Below are 16,670 nucleotides of genomic sequence, written 5' to 3'. Positions count from 1 at the left end.
GCAGGCCGGCGTCTACGCCCAGCCTTGCGGCACGGCCAGCGGGAAATCGAGCAGCATCTGCGCGTAGCTCTTGCCCAGCGGATCGGAGCGCAGGCTGGCCACGCCTCCGCCGCCCAGGGCGCGATGCAGCAGGAAGTTGAGGGCGTGCAGGCCCGGCACTTCGAAGCATTCGACTTCGCCTTCAACCAGGTGGGCGAAATACGCGCGCACCGCGGCCGGCGTCAGTTGCTCCCGCAGCAGCGGCAGATAAGCCGGCTGGCGCGCGATCACGCCGATGTTCTCGTCGTCGCCCTTGTCGCCGCTGCGGGCATAGGCCAGCGTGACGAGGGGAACGGTTACGCGTGGCCCTTCGGGCACCGCCAAGTCCGGCCGGGGCGCCAGCGAAGCCGGTACCGACGGCTCACCGACGAGGGCGGCGCAGGCAAGCGTCTCCGCCCGGCCATCCAGTGCGATCTGCATTGGCACTTCCGCCTTGGGCACCAGGAAGGAGAACACCTTGACCACCGGCTGGATATCCACGCGGCCGGCGAAGGACGAGCGGGTGCCCGCGGCCATCGAGGTTCCCGCCGAGGAGCATTCGCGTTGCAGGAAGCGCAGCGCCCTGGCCTGCGCATGGCGCGCGCCGATGCGCAGCACCACTTCGCGGGTCGGCAGCGCGCGCGCATGCGGCCCGTATTGCGATTCGCAGCCGAGCAGTTCCACCACGGTATCGCTGTAGTCCACGAAGCCGCTGGCGGCCAGCATGGCGCGGGTGCGGGCAAGCAGCGCGTGTGCCGTGCTGCGGGCCTTGGCGGGTGCGTCGATGCCGCGGATCGCCATCATCAGGCTGATCTGGTAGCCGTCCTGCCAGGTGCCGTTGGCCTTGTAGCTGGCACCGGGCGGGCGGCCACGCGCGCCGTGCACGCGCACCTGGCCGGGAGCCAGCAGTTCGGCGCGCACCATGCGGAAGTCGCAAGTCACGTCGGGCATCAGGTAGTTGCCGGGGTCGCCCACCTCATACAAGACCTGCTCCGCCACGGCGGCGGGATCGACCAGGCCGCCCGTGTGTTCGGGCTTGGTCAGCACAAAGCTGCCGTCCTCCGCGCAGTCGATCACCGGGTAGCCGATGCGGTCCCAGTCCGGCACGCGCTGCCAGTCGGTGAACAGCCCGCCGGTGGCCTGCGCCCCGCACTCGATCACGTGGCCGGCCAGCGTGCCGGCGGCGAGCCGGTCCCAGTCGTTCCATTGCCAGCCGAACTCGTGGGCCAGCGCACCGACCACCACGGCGCTGTCGACGCAGCGGCCGGTGATGACGATATCGGCGCCCGTCGCCAGCGCGCGGGCAATGCCCTGCGCGCCGGTATAGGCGTTGGCCGACATCAGCTCGGCCGGCGGCGCGGCGCCGGTATACAGGTCGGTAAGTCCCGCTGCGCGCCACCCCTCGAAGGCAGGCAGCACATCATCACCGCTGACCACCGCCACCCTGGGCGTGAGCCCTTGCCGCGCGGCGGCTTCCATCAAGGCATCGCGGCAAGCTTGCGGGTTGAGGCCGCCGGCATTGGCGATCACGCAGATGCCTCGTGCCAGGATCTGGCCGAGGTGCGGCGCCATCGCCGCATGGACGAAATCGGTCGCGTAGCCCAGTGCCGCATCCCTGGCGCGGGCACGCGCCAGGATCGACATGGTGGTTTCGGCCAGGTAGTCGTAGACCAGGTATTGCAGGCCGGGGACCTCCAGCAGTTGCGGCGTGGCGATGGCCGAATCGCCCCAGAAGCCGGAAGCGCCGCCGATGCGAATGGTGCGTGCCGGGTTCGATGTTGCGGGGGCGGCGCTCATGCCCTGGACTCCGTCGCGCCGCCCTCGGGCTCCGCTTCGACGCGCGCCAGCAAGGCACCGGCCCGAGCCTGGCCACCTTCGCGGGCGTGCAGTTCCGCCACCACACCGTCAAATGGCGCGACGATGGCATGCTCCATCTTCATCGCCTCCAGCACCACCAGCACCTGGCCGGCCCGCACCGGCTCGCCGGCCACCGTCTTCACCGCCACGATGCGTGCGGCCAGCGGCGCCAGCAACTCGCCGGCGCTTTCGGCGCCGGCCGCCTCGCGCTTCTTCCGGCGCGGGTCCAGGCGCGCGAAGCGCCATGCGCGGCCGGCGCTGAACAGGTGCACGGCGTCGCCTTCGGTGGCGAATACCAGCGGCAGCGCGGCACCATTGCACTCGACCAGCGCACTGCCCTGCTCCGCATCGGCGCGCAGCACGCGCGCCCGGACGATCTCCGCGGCCGTGCCGCCGCCTTCGCACACGGCTGCCTCCCAGCCGTCGGCCACAGCGCGCAGATCCACGCGCCATTGGCGCTCCCCGGCGCGCAGGCCAAGGCTGCTGCCGTGCGCCACCAGTTCCGGGCGTGCCGTTGCCACCAGCACGCCGCAGGCGGCCAGCGCCGCGCAGGCCACCTGCGTCGCGGCGGGCTGCGCCGCGCACAGCGCGGACTGCATATGCGCGTCGACAAAGCCGGTATGCACCTCGCTGGCGGCGAAGGCTTCGTGTGCCAGGCAGTCGGCCAGGAAGCCCTGGTTGCTGGCCACGCCCAGCAGCACGGTCTGCTCCACCGCGCGCAGCAGCTTGCGGCGTGCTTCTTCGCGGGTGGCGCCGTGGGCGACCAGCTTGGCCACCATCGAATCGTAGTGAACGGGGATTTCGCCGCCTTCCTGCAACGCGTGGTCGACCCGCACATCGTGCCCGGCGCCCGGCGCGCGCCAGCGCAGCACCGGCCCGCCCTGCGGCAGGAAGCCTGCGGCCACGTCCTCGGCGGTCAGCCTGACCTCGATGGCGTGGCCGCTTAGCGCCACCTGGTCCTGCGTGACCGGCAACGGCTCGCCGGCGGCCACGCGCAACTGCCATTCGACCAGGTCGAAACCGGTGATGGCTTCGGTCACCGCATGCTCCACCTGCAGGCGGGTGTTCATTTCCATGAAGWAGAAATTGCCCTCGCCATCGAGCAGGAACTCCATGGTGCCGGCGCCGACGTAGCCGATGGCCTGGGCGGCGCGCACTGCGGCTTCGCCCATGCGGGCGCGCAGCGCCGGCGATACCGCTGGCGACGGCGCTTCCTCAACCACCTTCTGGTGGCGCCGCTGCACCGAGCAGTCGCGCTCGCCAAGGTGGATCACATGGCCCTGCGTATCCGCGAAGACCTGGATCTCCACATGGCGCGGCGCGATCACCGCGCGCTCCAGGATCAGTTGCCCGGAGCCGAAGGCGGCGCTGGCCTCGGAGCGCGCGCTGGCCAGCGCGCCGGGCAAGGCATCCGCCTCATGCACCAGGCGCATGCCGCGCCCGCCGCCGCCAGCCGCGGCCTTGACCATCAGCGGAAAACCGATCTGCGCCGCGGCCCGCAGCAGCGCTGCGTCGTCCTGCGCCTCGCCCTGGTAGCCAGGGATGCAGGGCATATCCGCATCAAGCATCAGGCGCTTGGCCTCCGCCTTGTTGCCCATGGCGCGGATCGCCTCTGCCGGCGGGCCGACGAAGACCAGCCCGGCCTGCGTCACCGCTTCGGCAAATTCGGCATTCTCGGCCAGGAAGCCGTATCCGGGGTGCACCGCATCGGCGCCGCTGCTGCGCGCCGCCTCGACGATGGCGCCGATATTCAGGTAGGACGCGCGCGGTGCGGCGTCGCCGATGCGTACCGCGCGGTCGGCGAAGGCCACGTGCGGGCTATGGCGGTCGGCCTCGGAATAGACCGCCACGGTGGCAAGGCCGAGGCGGCGCGCCGTGCGCATGATGCGCATGGCGATCTCGCCACGGTTGGCGACGAGCAAGGTGTGGAAGGGTCGGCTGGTAGCGGGCATGGTACGTCTCGGGATCGGAGTGTCGAAGTGGGCCGTTGCGGTGCGGGTTGCCCGTTTACTCAATCTTGCGTGGCGTGCGCGGCGCGTACGTCGGCGGCGTCGAAGCGCACCACCCAGGCGGCGTCGCGCTTGCCGCGAAAGGCCTGGATGCCTTCGGTGCCTTCGGTGCGCATGCATTGCGCGAACAGGCGCGAGGCCTCGTCCAGTTGCTCGCCCTGCCCCACCTGTCCGGTGCGCGCCACCAGCGCCTTGAAAGCGCGGTTGGCCTGCGGGCCGCAACGGCAGATGCGCGTCAGCCATTCGGCGAGCAGCGCATCCAGCGCGGCGCCGTCCCCGGCAAGCTGATCCACCAGTCCCAGTGCCACCGCCGTGTCGCCGCTCACGCGCTCGCCGGACAAACCAAGGCGCCGCGTGGCGGCCGCCCCGATGCGCGCCACCACGAAGGGCGCGATCTGCGCGGCGATGATGCCCAGCGAGGTCTCGGACAAGGCGAAGCGCGCGTCGGGCGTGGCCAGCACGATATCGGCCGCGCAGCTCAGGCCCATGCCGCCGCCCATGGCCGCGCCCTCCACCACCGCCACCACCGGCACGGGCAGCGCGGCCAGCCGCTGCATGAAGTAGCCGAACTCGCGATTGCGGCTGGCCACGGGATCGTCCGGCGCGGCGCCGGCATCCAGCCGCGCCTGGAAATTGCCGACGTTGCCGCCCGCGCAGAAAAAGCCGCCGGCGCCGCGCAACACCAGCGCCCGCAGCGCGGTGTCGGACTCGGCGCGCGCCACGGCATGCGCCAGCGCGGCGACCACCTCGGGCGCGAGTGCATTGCGCGTGGATGGCGCATTGAGGGTGGCGAACAGCACGCCCCGGACCTCGCGCACGATCACGGCGCTGGCGTCATTGGCGGATTCGGTATTGACGGCGTTGGTCATGGTTTGGGAGTAGCGGAAACATTGCGTGAGAAGGAAACGGCCGGCAAGCTCAGTGCTTTGCCATCAGCCCCATCTGCTTGGCGATTACCGTGAGCATCACCTCGTCGGCACCGCCGCCGATGGAGCCCAGGCGGAAATCGCGATAGGCGCGCGAGGCATGGTTGTCCCACGTGTAGCCCATGCCACCCTGGAACTGCATGCACCAGTCGGCCACCTCGCGCGAGAGGCGGCCGGCCTTGAGCTTGGCCATGGAGGCCAGCTCCACCACGTCGCCGCCGTCGATATAGGTCTTGGTTGCCATGTAGACCAGCGCGCGCAGGGCTTCCATCTCGGTCTTGAGTTCGGCCAGCTTGAACTGGATGAACGGGTTGTCGAGCAGGGGCTTGCCGAAGGCGATGCGCTGGCGCAGGTAGTCGGCGGTTTCCTCGATCAGCGCATTGCAGGCGAGGCGGCGCGCCGCGCCGTTCAGACGTTCTTCCTGGAACTGCTTCATCTGGTAGATGAAGCCCATGCCCTCCTCGCCGATGCGGTTGCGCGCCGGCACCCGCACTTCATCGAAGAAGATCTGCGCGGTGTCGGAGCACCACATGCCGAACTTCTTGATCTTTTGCACTTCCACGCCAGGCGTGCGCTTGCCGCCCTGCCTGAGCGGCACGATGATCAGCGACTTGTTCTTGTGCACCGGACCGTCGGAGGTATTGCACAGCAGGCAGATCCAGTCGGCCTGGGTGCCGTTGGTGATCCACATCTTGGAGCCGCTGATGACGTAGTCGTCGCCATCGCGCCGGGCACGCGTCTTGAGCGAGGCCACGTCGGAGCCGGCGCCGGCCTCGGATACGCCGATCGCCGCCACCGCCTCGCCGGCAATGGCCGGTGCCAGGAACTCGCGCTTGAGTTCGTCGGAGCCGAAGGCGGTCAGGGCCGGGGTGGCCATGTCGGTCTGCACGCCTACGGCCATGCCGACGCCTTGCGCGTGGACGTAGCCGAGGGCTTCGGCTGCGGCCACGGCATAGGAGAAATCCAGGCCGAGGCCGCCGTATTCGGCCGGCTTGGTGATGCCGAGGAAGCCTAGTTCGCCCATCTTCTTGAACAGCGTGTGCGCGGGGAAGATTTCGGCGGCTTCCCATTCGTCGACATGGGGGTTGATCTCGGCCGCTACGAAGCGGCGGATGCTGGCCATGATGTTGTGGTGGTCTTCGGTGTAGAGCATTATGGGTGTCTCCTTGTTCTTGGTGGTGTGGCCTGGGGGGGCTACGAAGTCAAAGGCTTAAAGGCTTAAAGGCTTAAATTCAAAGGCGGTTTCACCCCCCTGCGGGGGGCGACCTACTTTCTTGTCTTGCCAAGAAAGTAGGCAAAGAAGGCGCGCCGGATGGGGCGACACCCCCTCGGAATCCGGCGAAAAGAGCGGCCGGGACCCAAACTCGCATCGCCTTAAGGCGATACTCAAACATGGGTCCCTCTTTTCCGCTCTTTTCGCCGGATTCCGAGGCGCCCCATACGGCCTGGTACACCTACACGGCTCGCTTCGCATCGCGTGGGGGCACACACGGAGGGCGCTGGTGATCAGAACCTGGCCACGCCAAACTGCATTGCCCTCGGCGTGCGCGCCTCCGCCTCGCGTGCGGTGGCCAGTGCGAAGGCCAGCACGGCGCGGGTGTCGCGCGGGTCGATTACGCCGTCGTCCAGCAGCAGGCCGCTGGTGATGAAGGCGCTGGCCTGGCGCTCGAAGTTGGCTACGATCTCGCCGGTCTGCTGTGCCAGCCGTTCCTCGTCCACCGCTACGCCTTTGCGCTCGGCTTGCTGGCGCGCCACGATTTCCAGCGTCATGGCGGCTTGCTCTCCGCCCATCACGGCGGTGCGGGCGTTGGGCCAGGAGAAGCAGAAGCGCGGGCGGAAGCCACGGCCGCACATGCCGAAATTGCCGGCGCCGAAGGAGGCGCCGCAATAGAGGGTGATCTGCGGCACGGTGGAATTCGACAGCGCCTGGATCATCTTGGCGCCGTGCTTGATCATGCCGGCCTCTTCCGAGGCGCGGCCGACGATAAAGCCGGTGGTGTTCTGCAGGAACACGATGGGCGTGCCGCTCTGGTTGCATGCCTGGATAAACTGCGCGGCCTTGGTCGCGCCGGCCGGATCGATCGGGCCGTTGTTGCTGATGAAGCCCACCGCGTGCCCTTCGATGCGGCCGCGGCCGCACACCGTGGCCGGTCCGTAATCCGGCTTGAACGGCAACCAGGCGGAATCGTCGACGACGCGGCCGATGATCTCCAGCATATCCACAGGCTTCTTCACGTCCAGCGTCATCACGCCATCCAGTTCGCCCGCATCCAGGCGCGGCGGCTGGACGGGCTGGGGCAGGCGCGGTGCCACGGCCGGCCAGTCCAGGCTGGCCACCACATCGCGCGCCAGGGCGATGGCGTGCTCGTCGTCCTCGGCCACGAACTCCGCCAGGCCGCTGACGGTCGCGTGCAGGTCGGCGCCGCCCAGTTCCTCGTCTGTGGCGATCTCGCCGGTGGCAGCCTTGAGCAACGGCGGCCCGGCCAGGAAGGCGCGGGCACGGCCGCGTACCATCACCACGTAATCGGACAGGCCTGGCATATAGGCGCCGCCGGCGGTAGACGAGCCGTGCACCACGGTGATCACCGGCAGTCCGGCGGCGGACAACCGCGCCAGGTTGTAGAAGATGCCGCCGCCGCGCACGAACTTGTCGACGCGGTACTTGCGCAGGTTGGCCCCGGCGGACTCGACCAGATGGATAAAGGGCAGGCAATTCTCCAGCGCGATTTCCTGGCAGCGCATCAACTTGAGGTTGCCGCCTTCGGTCATGGCGCCGGCGTCGATGCCAGAGTCGGTCGCCACCACCATCGCCCGCACGCCGCGGACAAAGCCAATGCCAGCCACCAGCGAGCCTCCGGGGATGGAGGTGTCGTGGTCGGGATCGTCCATGCCGTAGCCCGCCAGGTTGGCGATTGGCAGGAAGGCGGAGGCGGGATCCAGCAGCCGGGCCAGGCGCTCGCGCGGCAGCAGCGCGCCGCGCTTGGTGAAGGCGGGGCGGGAACGTTCAGAGGCGGCGGTGGCGCGCTGCTCCAGCGCGCGCAAGCGCTCGATCAGGGCTTGCATGCCGGTGCGCTGGCTGGCGAAGGCGGGACTGGCGGAATCGATCCGGGACTCGATGGGAAGCATGGCGCTCGGCAAGGGACAAGGAATGCATCGATTGCAAACCAGGCGCCGGCGCGCGACAAGCTCAAACTCGCGATTTGTGCATAATGTGCACAACCCCGTCTTTGACGCACCTCCGGATGCCACGCCTGCCCGCCATGTCCACCCCACCCTCCCTCCTTGCCCGGCCAGCCTCCCCTCCCATGCCCGGTGTCCAGAGCCTGGAACGAGCGTTCAAACTGCTATGCCTGCTGGCCGAGCACCATGAAACCGGGCTGACTCTGCCGCAACTGGTGGCGCAGACCGGCATCGACCGCACCACCGCCCACCGCATGCTGCGTTACCTCACCCACGCCGGCTTTGCCGGGCAGGATGAACAGGGAAAGCGCTACCGGTTGGGCATGGCAGCCATGGCGATGGGCCTGCGCACCATGAACCGCTCGCCGCTGGCCAGCGCTTGCGCCACGCGCATGAAGGCGCTGGCGCGCAAGACCGGCGACACGGTGTTCCTGATCGTGCGCATTGGCGACCACGGCTACTGCATGCATGCCGAGGAAGGCAGCCACCGGGTGCAGCATTTCCACCTGCTCACGGGGAGCACGCGGCTGCTGGGACAGGGTACCGCCAGCATGGCGCTGCTGGCCAAGCTGGGCGACGAGGAAATCGCTGCGCACTTTGAGCGGCACCGTGGCGAATACGAGGGCAGCGGGCTCAGCCTGCTCAAGCTGCAGCGCGGTGTGGAACGCAGCCGTAAGCTGGGCTATGCGCTGGCGGGGGCGRGGGGCGTGGCGGGGGTAGGCTTTGCATTCGCGTTGCCGTTGGCTGGCGAGGCTGCGATCAGTATTGTCTCGACGGCTTCGCGGATGCCGGTGGYGCGGCGGCATGAGATTGGGGGAATGATCCGGGAGGCATTTGGATGACGGGGTCTCAAAAAAACACCCCCCCATCAGAGGGGATAGAAAATAAATCTGCCCCCGTGAATGCCCGGCTCTCTACGTTTTTTATGTCAGAAATTAAAATATTGTAGTGTATGACCCATACAATCTGCGCTAAAGTGCAGTGCAGCAATTCATTTTGAACATTTTTGACATTTTGCGTTTATCCAGCRGGGGCAATATCCTTGGACTCCACCTCTCCAGTGCGCCGGCGAGCCATTTCCGGGCAGCCTTCATCTCATTCACGCCGATACCGTTCGTGCCGGCTGGACACTATTCAAAGCGTCATTGACTGACACCTGCAGCGCCATCCGTGCACCGTATACATTCAACATTGACGCATATCAAATATGCATAAATACCAGGTCGAATGGCTTTGACCTGCTATTTCCTGTTTAAAAAATAACATAAGCAAATACACGCAACCCACGCGGGAGGGTTGCCCCGCCATGCCCCACAGGCAGCATGCGGGACACGTTGGATAACCCCAGCGGCACGCACGGTCGGCAGAACCGGGCGGCACGCTGCGGGAATGGGTGAATGGGGTCCCACCAAGGGATAAGGGGCAGCAATGCAGCACTCAGGGATATTCACACGCGATGAACTGGACAATTACTTTGCGTCGTACGTAGGCATGGAGGGCGGAAACCCGAGAGCCAGCGTGTGGATCTGCGACAGGAGCCCGCATCCGTGGTTCGAGCGCCTTGCCGGGCCATTGCGGCCGCGCACGGAACCCCGTGCATGGGATGACGCGTTTCGCGCGAAACACCGGGTCGATATGGGCAAGTGGCTCAACCACCAGCGCATTGCGCGCATCATGGCCGCGGCCCGCGCCGAGGCGCTGGGTATCCGGCTCGATGACAACGACTGGAAAGAATACTTCCGGGACCAGCTCTACGCACCGGACGGCGCGGAGTTCAAGCTGAACCTGTTTCCCCTGCCGATGCAACTCGATGGCCTGACGCCCTGGTCAAAGGTATTTCGCGGCCAGGCTGAACTCGTGCCCAAGGAACGCTACCTGGAACTGTGCCGGCATGGCGGGCGATTCCGCTTCCTGCGGACACTCTGCACGTACTGGCGGCCAAAGGTAGTCATCTGCATCGGCCATCGCCAGACCGACGACTTCGTGCGGGCTTTCGGGCTCGACGAAGCTGCTGGGGAGGTCCGGCAGCTACAGCCGGCAGACCAGGTAAGACTCCTGCACGTCTTCGTCAGGGATGGCACCACATGGATCCTGTGCCCCGCCCTGGCCGGCAGCGCCGGACTGACTTCGGACGTGCAGCTCAATGCGTTCGGCAAGCTGCTTGGCGCGAGTCTTGAGGCTAGCGACTTCGATAGCTTTCCGGCGCCTGCCAGCGGTCCGGAAAGATTCCTGGAGAGCCATAACGCATTGCAGGTCGGACGCGCGGCCAGCGGGCTTCCCCGAGGCGGATACCCTGCCCGGAAGAATTCCCATGCAGATCCCTCCCCCAACCAGAACCAAGCCTTATGTGCTCCCCCACTACTGAACGCTTGAGGACCGGATAAGGGCCCGCTGGCGTGATCGGATAGTACAGGGCGTGTGACGATGGCCTCATCGCGACCGGAGCGGACGTACCGCCTGCGGCTCACGACCCACGAAAATGCGCGACGGCAGGACGAACCCCCGCAACGCCAGCATTTCCAGCGGACCCTGGCCGATCTCGGTGCGCATCTCGTAGCGGATTGGATAGACCATGTCCTCGGCCACCGGCAATCGCGCGTTGCGGGTCGTCATGCTGTCCAGGTTCTCGGCGGTTTGGCCCGGGCTGGTGACCGGATTGTCACGCGGACCGGCTGATGGCCCCGTCGTGTCCGGAACGGCCCGCCAGGTCAGCTGGTAGGTCGCGACGTTCGGCGGTTCGATGTGCGCCCGTTCCAGCATCCGCACCAGTCCCCACCGGCCACCGAACTCATAGCTCTTGTTGGTGCCGGCGCGCTCGGTCTGCCATTGCAGCCGGGTTCCGACGTCCTGGAGACTGTTCCCCCTTCAATCACACTGCCGCAAATAAAAAAAACGCTAAAATCACCAATCGCCAAACCATCAGGCGATCGCACTGCATGCGAGGCCGCCGGACCCCCCCCTTCCCCTGGCCATCATCGGCAGTGCCGCAAATAACAAACAATCTAGCGAAGGGAGCGGTCATTGTGGGAATGACGGGTCATGAATTGCGTAGCATGCTGGCAAGCCTGGCATGCGGGATGAGCCTCCTTGCGTCCGGCAGCCTGCTGGCGCAGGGCAGCGACAGCAAGGAAAAGGAGATGGAGGCGGCCTGGCAGGCTGCGCAGTCCAGCGCCCAGGCAGGTCCGGCCACGGTACAACTGGGCGAACAGGCCACGCTGAAGCTGCCTGCCAGGGAAGTCTTCATTCCCCAGCCGGCCGCCGGCAAGCTCATGCACGCCATGGGCAACCTTACCGACGAGCGCCTGCTTGGCCTGGTGCTGCCCACCGGCGACGACGACTGGATGGTGGTAGCCAAGTACGAGCCCTCGGGCTACATCCGCGACGACGACGCCAAGGACTGGAATGTCGACGACCTCTTCAAATCGCTCAAGGAAGGCACGGAAGCCGCCAACGAGGAGCGCGAGAAGCACGGCATCCGCGGGCTTGAGATCGTCGGCTGGGTGGAGCGGCCCCACTATGAGGCGGCCAGCCATCGGCTGATCTGGTCGATGTCGGCACGCGAGAAGGGCCAGCCGGCCGATGCCCCCCAGTCCGTCAACTACAACACCTATGCGCTCGGGCGGGAAGGCTACGTCAGCCTGAACCTGATCACCGCGCGCGACCAGGTCGACACCAACAAGCCCGTGGTGCGCACGTTGCTGTCCAATCTCGACTTCGCCGAGGGCAAGGCCTATGCGGACTTCAATTCCAGCACCGACAAAGTGGCGGAATACGGGCTGGCCGCGCTGATCGGCGGGGTAGCGGCGAAGAAGCTGGGCCTGCTGGCCGTCCTGGCGGCGTTCTTCGCCAAGTTCGCCAAGGTGATCATGCTGGCAGTGGCGGGCATCGGCTATTCCGCCACCAAGTGGTTCAGGCGCAAGCCGTCCGGTCCCGCACAGCCGAAGTGAAGGCGCATTCCTCCTCCCCGGCTACGGAGTTGTACCGATGACCAAGCTGCTGCTCCTGCTCCTGGGCGGCCTGAAGATGGGCAAGCTGCTGACCACGGGCGGCACCATGCTGCTGTCGATCGGGGCCTACGCGCTGATCTTCGGCTGGCGCTATGCCGTCGGCTTCGTGCTGCTGATCTTTGTCCACGAGATGGGCCATTTCCTGGCCGCGCGCCACCGCGGGCTGGCCGTGGGCGCGCCCACCTTCATTCCATTCGTCGGGGCCTGGGTCGAACTCAAGGACCAGCCGGTCGACGTCGAGACCGAGGCCTATATCGGGCTGGCGGGGCCGGTGGTCGGCACCCTGGGCGCCCTGGCCTGCTATTACATTGGCCGCAGCACCGGCAGCGGACTGATGCTCGCGCTGGCCTATGCCGGCTTCTTTATCAACCTGTTCAACCTGATCCCGCTTTCGCCGTTCGATGGCGGCCGCGTCACCGCGTTGCTGTCGCCGCGCATCTGGTTCCTTGGCGTGCCGGTGCTGGTGGCGATGTTCCTGTGGCGCCCCAGCCCGATCCTGATCCTGGTGGCGCTGCTGGCGGCCCCGCAGTTGCTCAAGGCCTGGCGCTACGATCCGCAGGCCCCGGAGAACCGCGCCTATTACACCATCAGCGCGGAAATGCGCCTGACCTATACGCTGTACTACCTCGGGCTGGTGGCGTTCCTGGCGGTCATGACACATGACCTGCACGGCATGCTGGGCAGCATCCGTGCCGGCAGCATGGCCACCTGACGCCGGCGAAGGCGCCCGAACCCAATTCAACCTGAATACCAAGGCAATGAGAAGCAAATCGTTTTACCTGAAGGGCGCAGTGCTGTTGGCTGTGGCATCCATTCCCGCCATGACGCTGGCGCGCGACTATCGCCAGCCGGGCACGCTCGGCGAAGGCACGCAGGTGCACCGGTTCGTGCTGCGCGATCCGGCTACCGGCCAGGCCATGCCCGAAGCCCGCTACCGGCTGTTCCTGCCCGGCCAGCGGATCGCCGGCGTCTTCCCCAAGTCGAACGAGCAGGACAGCGTGATCTTCGGCGTCACCGACAAGCAGGGCAACACGGTATCCGTGCGCATGCCCAAGCGGCACGCCAAGGAAAAATGGATCCTCAACCCGATCGTCGGCGAAGGCGATTTCGGCGAATCGTTCTCGTTGCACGGCGAGAGCAGCAATGATCCCATAGCAGGCATGACCTACATACTCGACCTCGACGACGGGTACCTGTTCTGCAACCGGACGGATAGCCACGGCTATACCTACTATGCGCAAAGCCACAAGGCACGGACGATCAGCCTCGACTACACGTATACCGGACTGCAAGCGGGCGAATTCGCGTGGTGCAGGCGCGAGTCCGACGCCATCACCGCCCTGCCGGCCGGCGCCGGGCCGGCGGCCGTCTTCCGGCAGATGCTGGCAAGCTACGAGGCTGGCAAGAATGAAATCGGCGCGGACTTCCAGGCGCGTATCCGGCGCAAGCTGATCGACCTGTCGATCGCTGGCCGGGACGACAAGCAACTGGACATCGCGCTCGGCCTGGCGCCCCTGCCAAAAGACAGCCTGAACGAGGTCGGCTACGCGCTGGTCGATGCCAACTGGATGGTCGGACGCGGCATGGCGATGATCGACGAGGCCCTCGCCGACGCGCCGGGCAACCCTTACGTGCTGGACAGCAAGGGCTGGGCGCTGTTCCGCCTGGGCCAGCCCGCGCAGGCGCTGACCTACCTCGAACAATCCCTGGCCGCGTATGGCGAAGGCACCGAAGGCAACCTGGGCGCCCGGGTGGAAGGCCTGGCGCACAAGGGCGAGGTGCTGATGCAATTGCAGCGGCAGGACGAAGCGCGCGCCGCCTTTGTCGCGGCGCACGAACTGGCCCCGGACGACGAGAAGCTGCTGCGCACGCTGGCGCGGCTAGAGGTGGCATTGCCGTAACGGCTGCGCACTGGCGGCGGCCGCCTGCGGCTCAGCCCGGCTGGTGTTCCTTGAACCTGGCCAGCGCAATGGCCAGCGCGGCGCTGCCGATGGTCTTGACCAGCGTGGGATGCTGCGCGTAGAAACCGGCGATCTGGTCGATCACGCCCGGATGGGCCTGCTCGGCATRGGCGGCGATCTCCTGCACCTGTGCCGGGGTGAGCTGGCTGGCCTGCGCCGGAGTGACCTGGGTCGCGCCAGGCTGCAGCAGATTGCCCAGCGCACCGCCCGCCGCGCCGGCCAGCGCCGCCGGGCCCAGTGTGGCAAGCAACTGGTTGAGCAGGCCCGCCTGCTGCGCACCGTTGGACTGGCCGAACAGTTCGCCCACCATATTGCCGAAGGCCGGCGTCTGGTCGGAGCGGAAGGCGCCGGCCAGCAATTGGCCGAGCGCGCCCTCAGGCGCGTTCTGCGCGACGTGGTCTACCTGCTGCTCGGGATTACCGCCCAGGGCGGTAGCTGCAGACTGCAAAAAATCCATCAGGCTCATGATCGGGTTCCGTGTTCCGTTGCGGGTGTTGCTTGCTGGTATCTGGCTTTCGGGGCGTGGCGTTGCGGCTCAGCGCTTGCTGATTAGGTGGTAGCCCAGCAACAGGATCACCGCACCCACCACGGCGCCGATAAAGCCGGCGGATTGCCCTGGGCGATACCAGTGCAGGGCCTGCCCGAGAAAGGTCGCGGCCAGCGCGCCGCCGATACCCAGCGCGGAGGTCAGGAAGAACCCGCTAGGGCCATTGCCGGGGGTGATGGCGCGCGCCACAAGCCCGGCCAGGAAGCCGATGAGAATAGTCCAGATCAGGTGCATGGCGTCAGGAGAAATAGGAAAAGGGCGCGCCCCCGGAAGAGCGCGCCCTGAAACGCCGCATTACTGCGCGGCGGACTTGGCCGGCGTGGCGGCCTTGGTGTGCTTGGTGGCTTGTGTCTTGTTGCTCTTGTGCGCGCTCTTTTCCACCTTGGTGGGCGCCTTGGGCGCATCGGCGGCCGGGGCCTGGGCGAAGGCACCGGCAGCGAAGAGTCCGAGGGTCAGGATGGCGAGAACCTTCTTCATGTCTATCTCCAGGTGAGGCGCGCTTCGTTGCGCGTTGCCTGTAAAAACGGGCCGGGGCCTGGGCGTGTTGACAGCCGGTACGCAGCGCCGTGTAACAGTTCGTATCCGGCGCTGCGCCGGCGTACTCGTGCCGGCTTACTCAGGATACTTGCGCCGGAATGCGCAGGGTCTGTCCCGGATAGATCTTGTCGGGATCGCTCAGCATGGGACGGTTGGCCTCGAAGATTTCCGGGTAGCGCGAACCATTGCCTGCCCAGCAGCTTCTCGCCTGCGTCCTTGATGAAATCCAGCACACCCATTGTGTTCTCCGAGCGAGTCAAAAAGATTGGCGGGCAAGGGCTGGCGCCCGGCCCGACAGGTGGGGAGACTAGCGCAAGGGCTCCGCAAAAAGCATGGCAGTGACAATCGTTTGCAATCGGCGCCTGCGGCATAATGCGGGCAGAAAAAGTAATAGCATCGCGAAAAACAACAAGAACACAAACAGGACGACAACCCTCCGATGACCGCTACCGCATCCGGCAAGACCAGGCTCGACTGGACCACGCTTGGCCTGCTGACGTTTCCGCCATTGAGCTGGGCCGGCAACGCCATCGTCGGCCACTACGCCGCCGGCGCCATCCCGCCGATCACGCTGAACTTTGCCCGCTGGGCGATGGCCGGGCTGCTGCTGGCGCCCTACGTATGGCGGAGTGTGCGCGAGCATGCCACGACACTGAAGCGGCACGCCGGCGTGATCGCCGCCATGGGCATGCTCTCCGTCTCCGTATACAACGCCATGCAGTACCTGGCGCTGACCACGTCCTCGCCAATCAATGTCACGCTGATCGGCGCCTCCGCGCCCATCTTCCTGCTGATCATCGGCGCGCTCTTCTTTCACGAACGTGTGCGCGGCTGGCATGTGGCGGGCGCCCTGCTCTGCCTGGCAGGCGTGGGCGTGGTGATGCTGCGCGGGGATCTCGGGCGGCTGGCGCAGCTGGACTTCGTGGCCGGCGACCTGTTCATGCTGGCGGGCACGATTACCTGGAGCGCCTATACGTGGCTGCTGCGCAAGAAGCGTCCGGACTTGCCGCTGGCGGTGCTGTTGTTCGCGCAGATCGTGGCGGGTGTGCTGGCCAGCGTGCCATTCGTGGCGTGGGAGTTGCTGGCCGCGCCGGCGGCGATTCAATGGAATGGGAAGGCGGCCGGCATCTTGCTCTATGTGGCGACGATTCCGTCGCTGCTGGCCTACTTTGCGTGGGACCGGGCGATTGCGCGAGCGGGGGCGCAGTTGCCGGTGTTTTTCTTTACGCTTACGCCTGTGTTTGCCGCGCTGATGTCGACTGCTTTGCTGGGGGACTGGCCGCGGTGGTTTCATGCTGTCGGGCTGGCGGCTATTGTGGCGGGGATTTGGATTGCCAATCGGCGGTGACGGGATTTTAGGGTTTCTGGCTGCTGGCGCAGAGTGGGCGTTTTTTGGCGGGGTTTTATTGCTTCTAGCTGCTGGCGCGGCTGTACGGGGTTGGCCGTTTACGCACACGGAGGTGTCACTTTTCTTTACTCGCCCTCCATGTCAGGATACTTGTCGCCTCCGTTTCCTTAGTGAAGCAAAATGGAGGGCGGTGTGCGAATAGGTGATGACACGATATGCAACCGAGCATCGGGAATGGGTGGTTGAGCAGATGATGCCGCCGCTGAACCGGTCGATAGTG

Annotated in this window: 14 protein-coding genes and 2 pseudogenes; 6 read left to right on the top strand and 10 right to left on the bottom strand. The window is 66.5% G+C overall.

What is annotated here, in order from left to right; genetic code table 11:
• Positions 1 to 12: 12 nt before the first annotated feature.
• From AC1DN0_RS31680 to AC1DN0_RS31660, 5 genes are all read right to left on the bottom strand, one after another.
• Complete coding sequence (locus AC1DN0_RS31680; protein ID WP_441629392.1) at positions 13 to 1,815, bottom strand: acyclic terpene utilization AtuA family protein; 1,803 nt, start codon at positions 1,813 to 1,815, stop codon at positions 13 to 15.
• Positions 1,812 to 3,827 carry an acetyl/propionyl/methylcrotonyl-CoA carboxylase subunit alpha gene (locus AC1DN0_RS31675; protein ID WP_477146278.1) on the bottom strand — a complete coding sequence of 672 codons (2,016 nt, stop codon included), beginning with the start codon at positions 3,825 to 3,827 and terminating at the stop codon, positions 1,812 to 1,814. Before AC1DN0_RS31675 ends, AC1DN0_RS31680 begins: the two co-directional genes overlap by 4 nt.
• Before the next feature lie 59 nt (positions 3,828 to 3,886).
• Positions 3,887 to 4,753 carry an enoyl-CoA hydratase/isomerase family protein gene (locus tag AC1DN0_RS31670; RefSeq protein WP_441629394.1) on the bottom strand — a complete coding sequence of 289 codons (867 nt, stop codon included), beginning with the start codon at positions 4,751 to 4,753 and terminating at the stop codon, positions 3,887 to 3,889.
• 49 nt (positions 4,754 to 4,802) lie between these two features.
• Entirely contained in the window at positions 4,803 to 5,963 is a 1,161-nt protein-coding gene (locus AC1DN0_RS31665) for an acyl-CoA dehydrogenase family protein (RefSeq protein ID WP_477111693.1), read from the bottom strand.
• A 353-nt stretch (positions 5,964 to 6,316) separates the two neighbouring features.
• Positions 6,317 to 7,936 (bottom strand): acyl-CoA carboxylase subunit beta, encoded by a 1,620-nt coding sequence (locus AC1DN0_RS31660; RefSeq protein WP_441629396.1) that lies wholly within the window; start codon positions 7,934 to 7,936, stop codon positions 6,317 to 6,319.
• Positions 7,937 to 8,115: 179 nt separating this feature from the next.
• Between AC1DN0_RS31660 and AC1DN0_RS31655 the strand changes: the two genes are divergently transcribed.
• On the top strand, positions 8,116 to 8,832 hold the full coding sequence (locus AC1DN0_RS31655) for an IclR family transcriptional regulator (protein ID WP_477146277.1): 717 nt from the start codon (positions 8,116 to 8,118) through the stop codon (positions 8,830 to 8,832).
• Between the two features lie 676 nt (positions 8,833 to 9,508).
• Positions 9,509 to 10,363 (top strand): XpsR family transcriptional regulator, encoded by an 855-nt coding sequence (locus tag AC1DN0_RS31650; RefSeq protein ID WP_441629398.1) that lies wholly within the window; start codon positions 9,509 to 9,511, stop codon positions 10,361 to 10,363.
• Positions 10,364 to 10,420: 57 nt separating this feature from the next.
• Here AC1DN0_RS31650 and AC1DN0_RS31645 read toward each other — a convergent pair.
• Positions 10,421 to 10,849: pseudogene (locus AC1DN0_RS31645) on the bottom strand (type VI secretion IcmF C-terminal domain-containing protein); the annotation flags it as partial.
• Between the two features lie 170 nt (positions 10,850 to 11,019).
• On the opposite strand from AC1DN0_RS31645, the gene AC1DN0_RS31640 reads away from it, so the two are divergent.
• Genes AC1DN0_RS31640 through AC1DN0_RS31630 form a run of 3 tightly spaced genes read left to right on the top strand, consistent with a single transcriptional unit; the run spans position 11,020 to position 13,898 of the window.
• Complete coding sequence (locus tag AC1DN0_RS31640; protein ID WP_441629399.1) at positions 11,020 to 11,937, top strand: DUF2167 domain-containing protein; 918 nt, start codon at positions 11,020 to 11,022, stop codon at positions 11,935 to 11,937.
• Positions 11,938 to 11,974: 37 nt separating this feature from the next.
• Positions 11,975 to 12,709 (top strand): site-2 protease family protein, encoded by a 735-nt coding sequence (locus AC1DN0_RS31635; RefSeq protein ID WP_441629400.1) that lies wholly within the window; start codon positions 11,975 to 11,977, stop codon positions 12,707 to 12,709.
• A gap of 46 nt (positions 12,710 to 12,755) precedes the next feature.
• Complete coding sequence (locus AC1DN0_RS31630; protein WP_441629401.1) at positions 12,756 to 13,898, top strand: tetratricopeptide repeat protein; 1,143 nt, start codon at positions 12,756 to 12,758, stop codon at positions 13,896 to 13,898.
• 31 nt (positions 13,899 to 13,929) lie between these two features.
• On the opposite strand, the gene AC1DN0_RS31625 is transcribed toward AC1DN0_RS31630, so the two are convergent.
• The 4 genes and pseudogenes from AC1DN0_RS31625 to AC1DN0_RS31610 form a co-directional block, all read right to left on the bottom strand.
• Entirely contained in the window at positions 13,930 to 14,424 is a 495-nt protein-coding gene (locus tag AC1DN0_RS31625; RefSeq protein WP_477146276.1) for a hypothetical protein, read from the bottom strand.
• 69 nt (positions 14,425 to 14,493) lie between these two features.
• Positions 14,494 to 14,739 (bottom strand): GlsB/YeaQ/YmgE family stress response membrane protein, encoded by a 246-nt coding sequence (locus AC1DN0_RS31620; RefSeq protein ID WP_035863526.1) that lies wholly within the window; start codon positions 14,737 to 14,739, stop codon positions 14,494 to 14,496.
• Positions 14,740 to 14,799: 60 nt separating this feature from the next.
• Complete coding sequence (locus AC1DN0_RS31615; RefSeq protein ID WP_035863528.1) at positions 14,800 to 14,982, bottom strand: hypothetical protein; 183 nt, start codon at positions 14,980 to 14,982, stop codon at positions 14,800 to 14,802.
• A gap of 139 nt (positions 14,983 to 15,121) precedes the next feature.
• A pseudogene (locus AC1DN0_RS31610) lies at positions 15,122 to 15,229 on the bottom strand (LysM peptidoglycan-binding domain-containing protein); the annotation flags it as partial.
• A gap of 252 nt (positions 15,230 to 15,481) precedes the next feature.
• On the opposite strand from AC1DN0_RS31610, the gene AC1DN0_RS31605 reads away from it, so the two are divergent.
• Complete coding sequence (locus AC1DN0_RS31605; protein WP_441629403.1) at positions 15,482 to 16,390, top strand: DMT family transporter; 909 nt, start codon at positions 15,482 to 15,484, stop codon at positions 16,388 to 16,390.
• The last annotated feature ends 280 nt before the right edge of the window (positions 16,391 to 16,670 follow it).

It is taken from the genome of Cupriavidus sp. 05N39 (assembly GCF_056397325.1).
This window is presented reverse-complemented; position numbering and strand designations above follow the sequence as displayed.

What these genes read in the sequence shown, in the direction of transcription:
- AC1DN0_RS31660 (WP_441629396.1), bottom strand. Translation starts at nt 7,936, where the DNA reads ATGCTTCCCATCGAGTCCCGGATCGATTCCGCCAGTCCCGCCTTCGCC.
- AC1DN0_RS31630 (WP_441629401.1), top strand. Translation starts at nt 12,756, where the DNA reads ATGAGAAGCAAATCGTTTTACCTGAAGGGCGCAGTGCTGTTGGCTGTG.
- AC1DN0_RS31635 (WP_441629400.1), top strand. Translation starts at nt 11,975, where the DNA reads ATGACCAAGCTGCTGCTCCTGCTCCTGGGCGGCCTGAAGATGGGCAAG.
- AC1DN0_RS31640 (WP_441629399.1), top strand. Translation starts at nt 11,020, where the DNA reads ATGACGGGTCATGAATTGCGTAGCATGCTGGCAAGCCTGGCATGCGGG.
- AC1DN0_RS31615 (WP_035863528.1), bottom strand. Translation starts at nt 14,982, where the DNA reads ATGAAGAAGGTTCTCGCCATCCTGACCCTCGGACTCTTCGCTGCCGGT.
- AC1DN0_RS31680 (WP_441629392.1), bottom strand. Translation starts at nt 1,815, where the DNA reads ATGAGCGCCGCCCCCGCAACATCGAACCCGGCACGCACCATTCGCATC.
- AC1DN0_RS31620 (WP_035863526.1), bottom strand. Translation starts at nt 14,739, where the DNA reads ATGCACCTGATCTGGACTATTCTCATCGGCTTCCTGGCCGGGCTTGTG.
- AC1DN0_RS31605 (WP_441629403.1), top strand. Translation starts at nt 15,482, where the DNA reads ATGACCGCTACCGCATCCGGCAAGACCAGGCTCGACTGGACCACGCTT.
- AC1DN0_RS31665 (WP_477111693.1), bottom strand. Translation starts at nt 5,963, where the DNA reads ATGCTCTACACCGAAGACCACCACAACATCATGGCCAGCATCCGCCGC.
- AC1DN0_RS31670 (WP_441629394.1), bottom strand. Translation starts at nt 4,753, where the DNA reads ATGACCAACGCCGTCAATACCGAATCCGCCAATGACGCCAGCGCCGTG.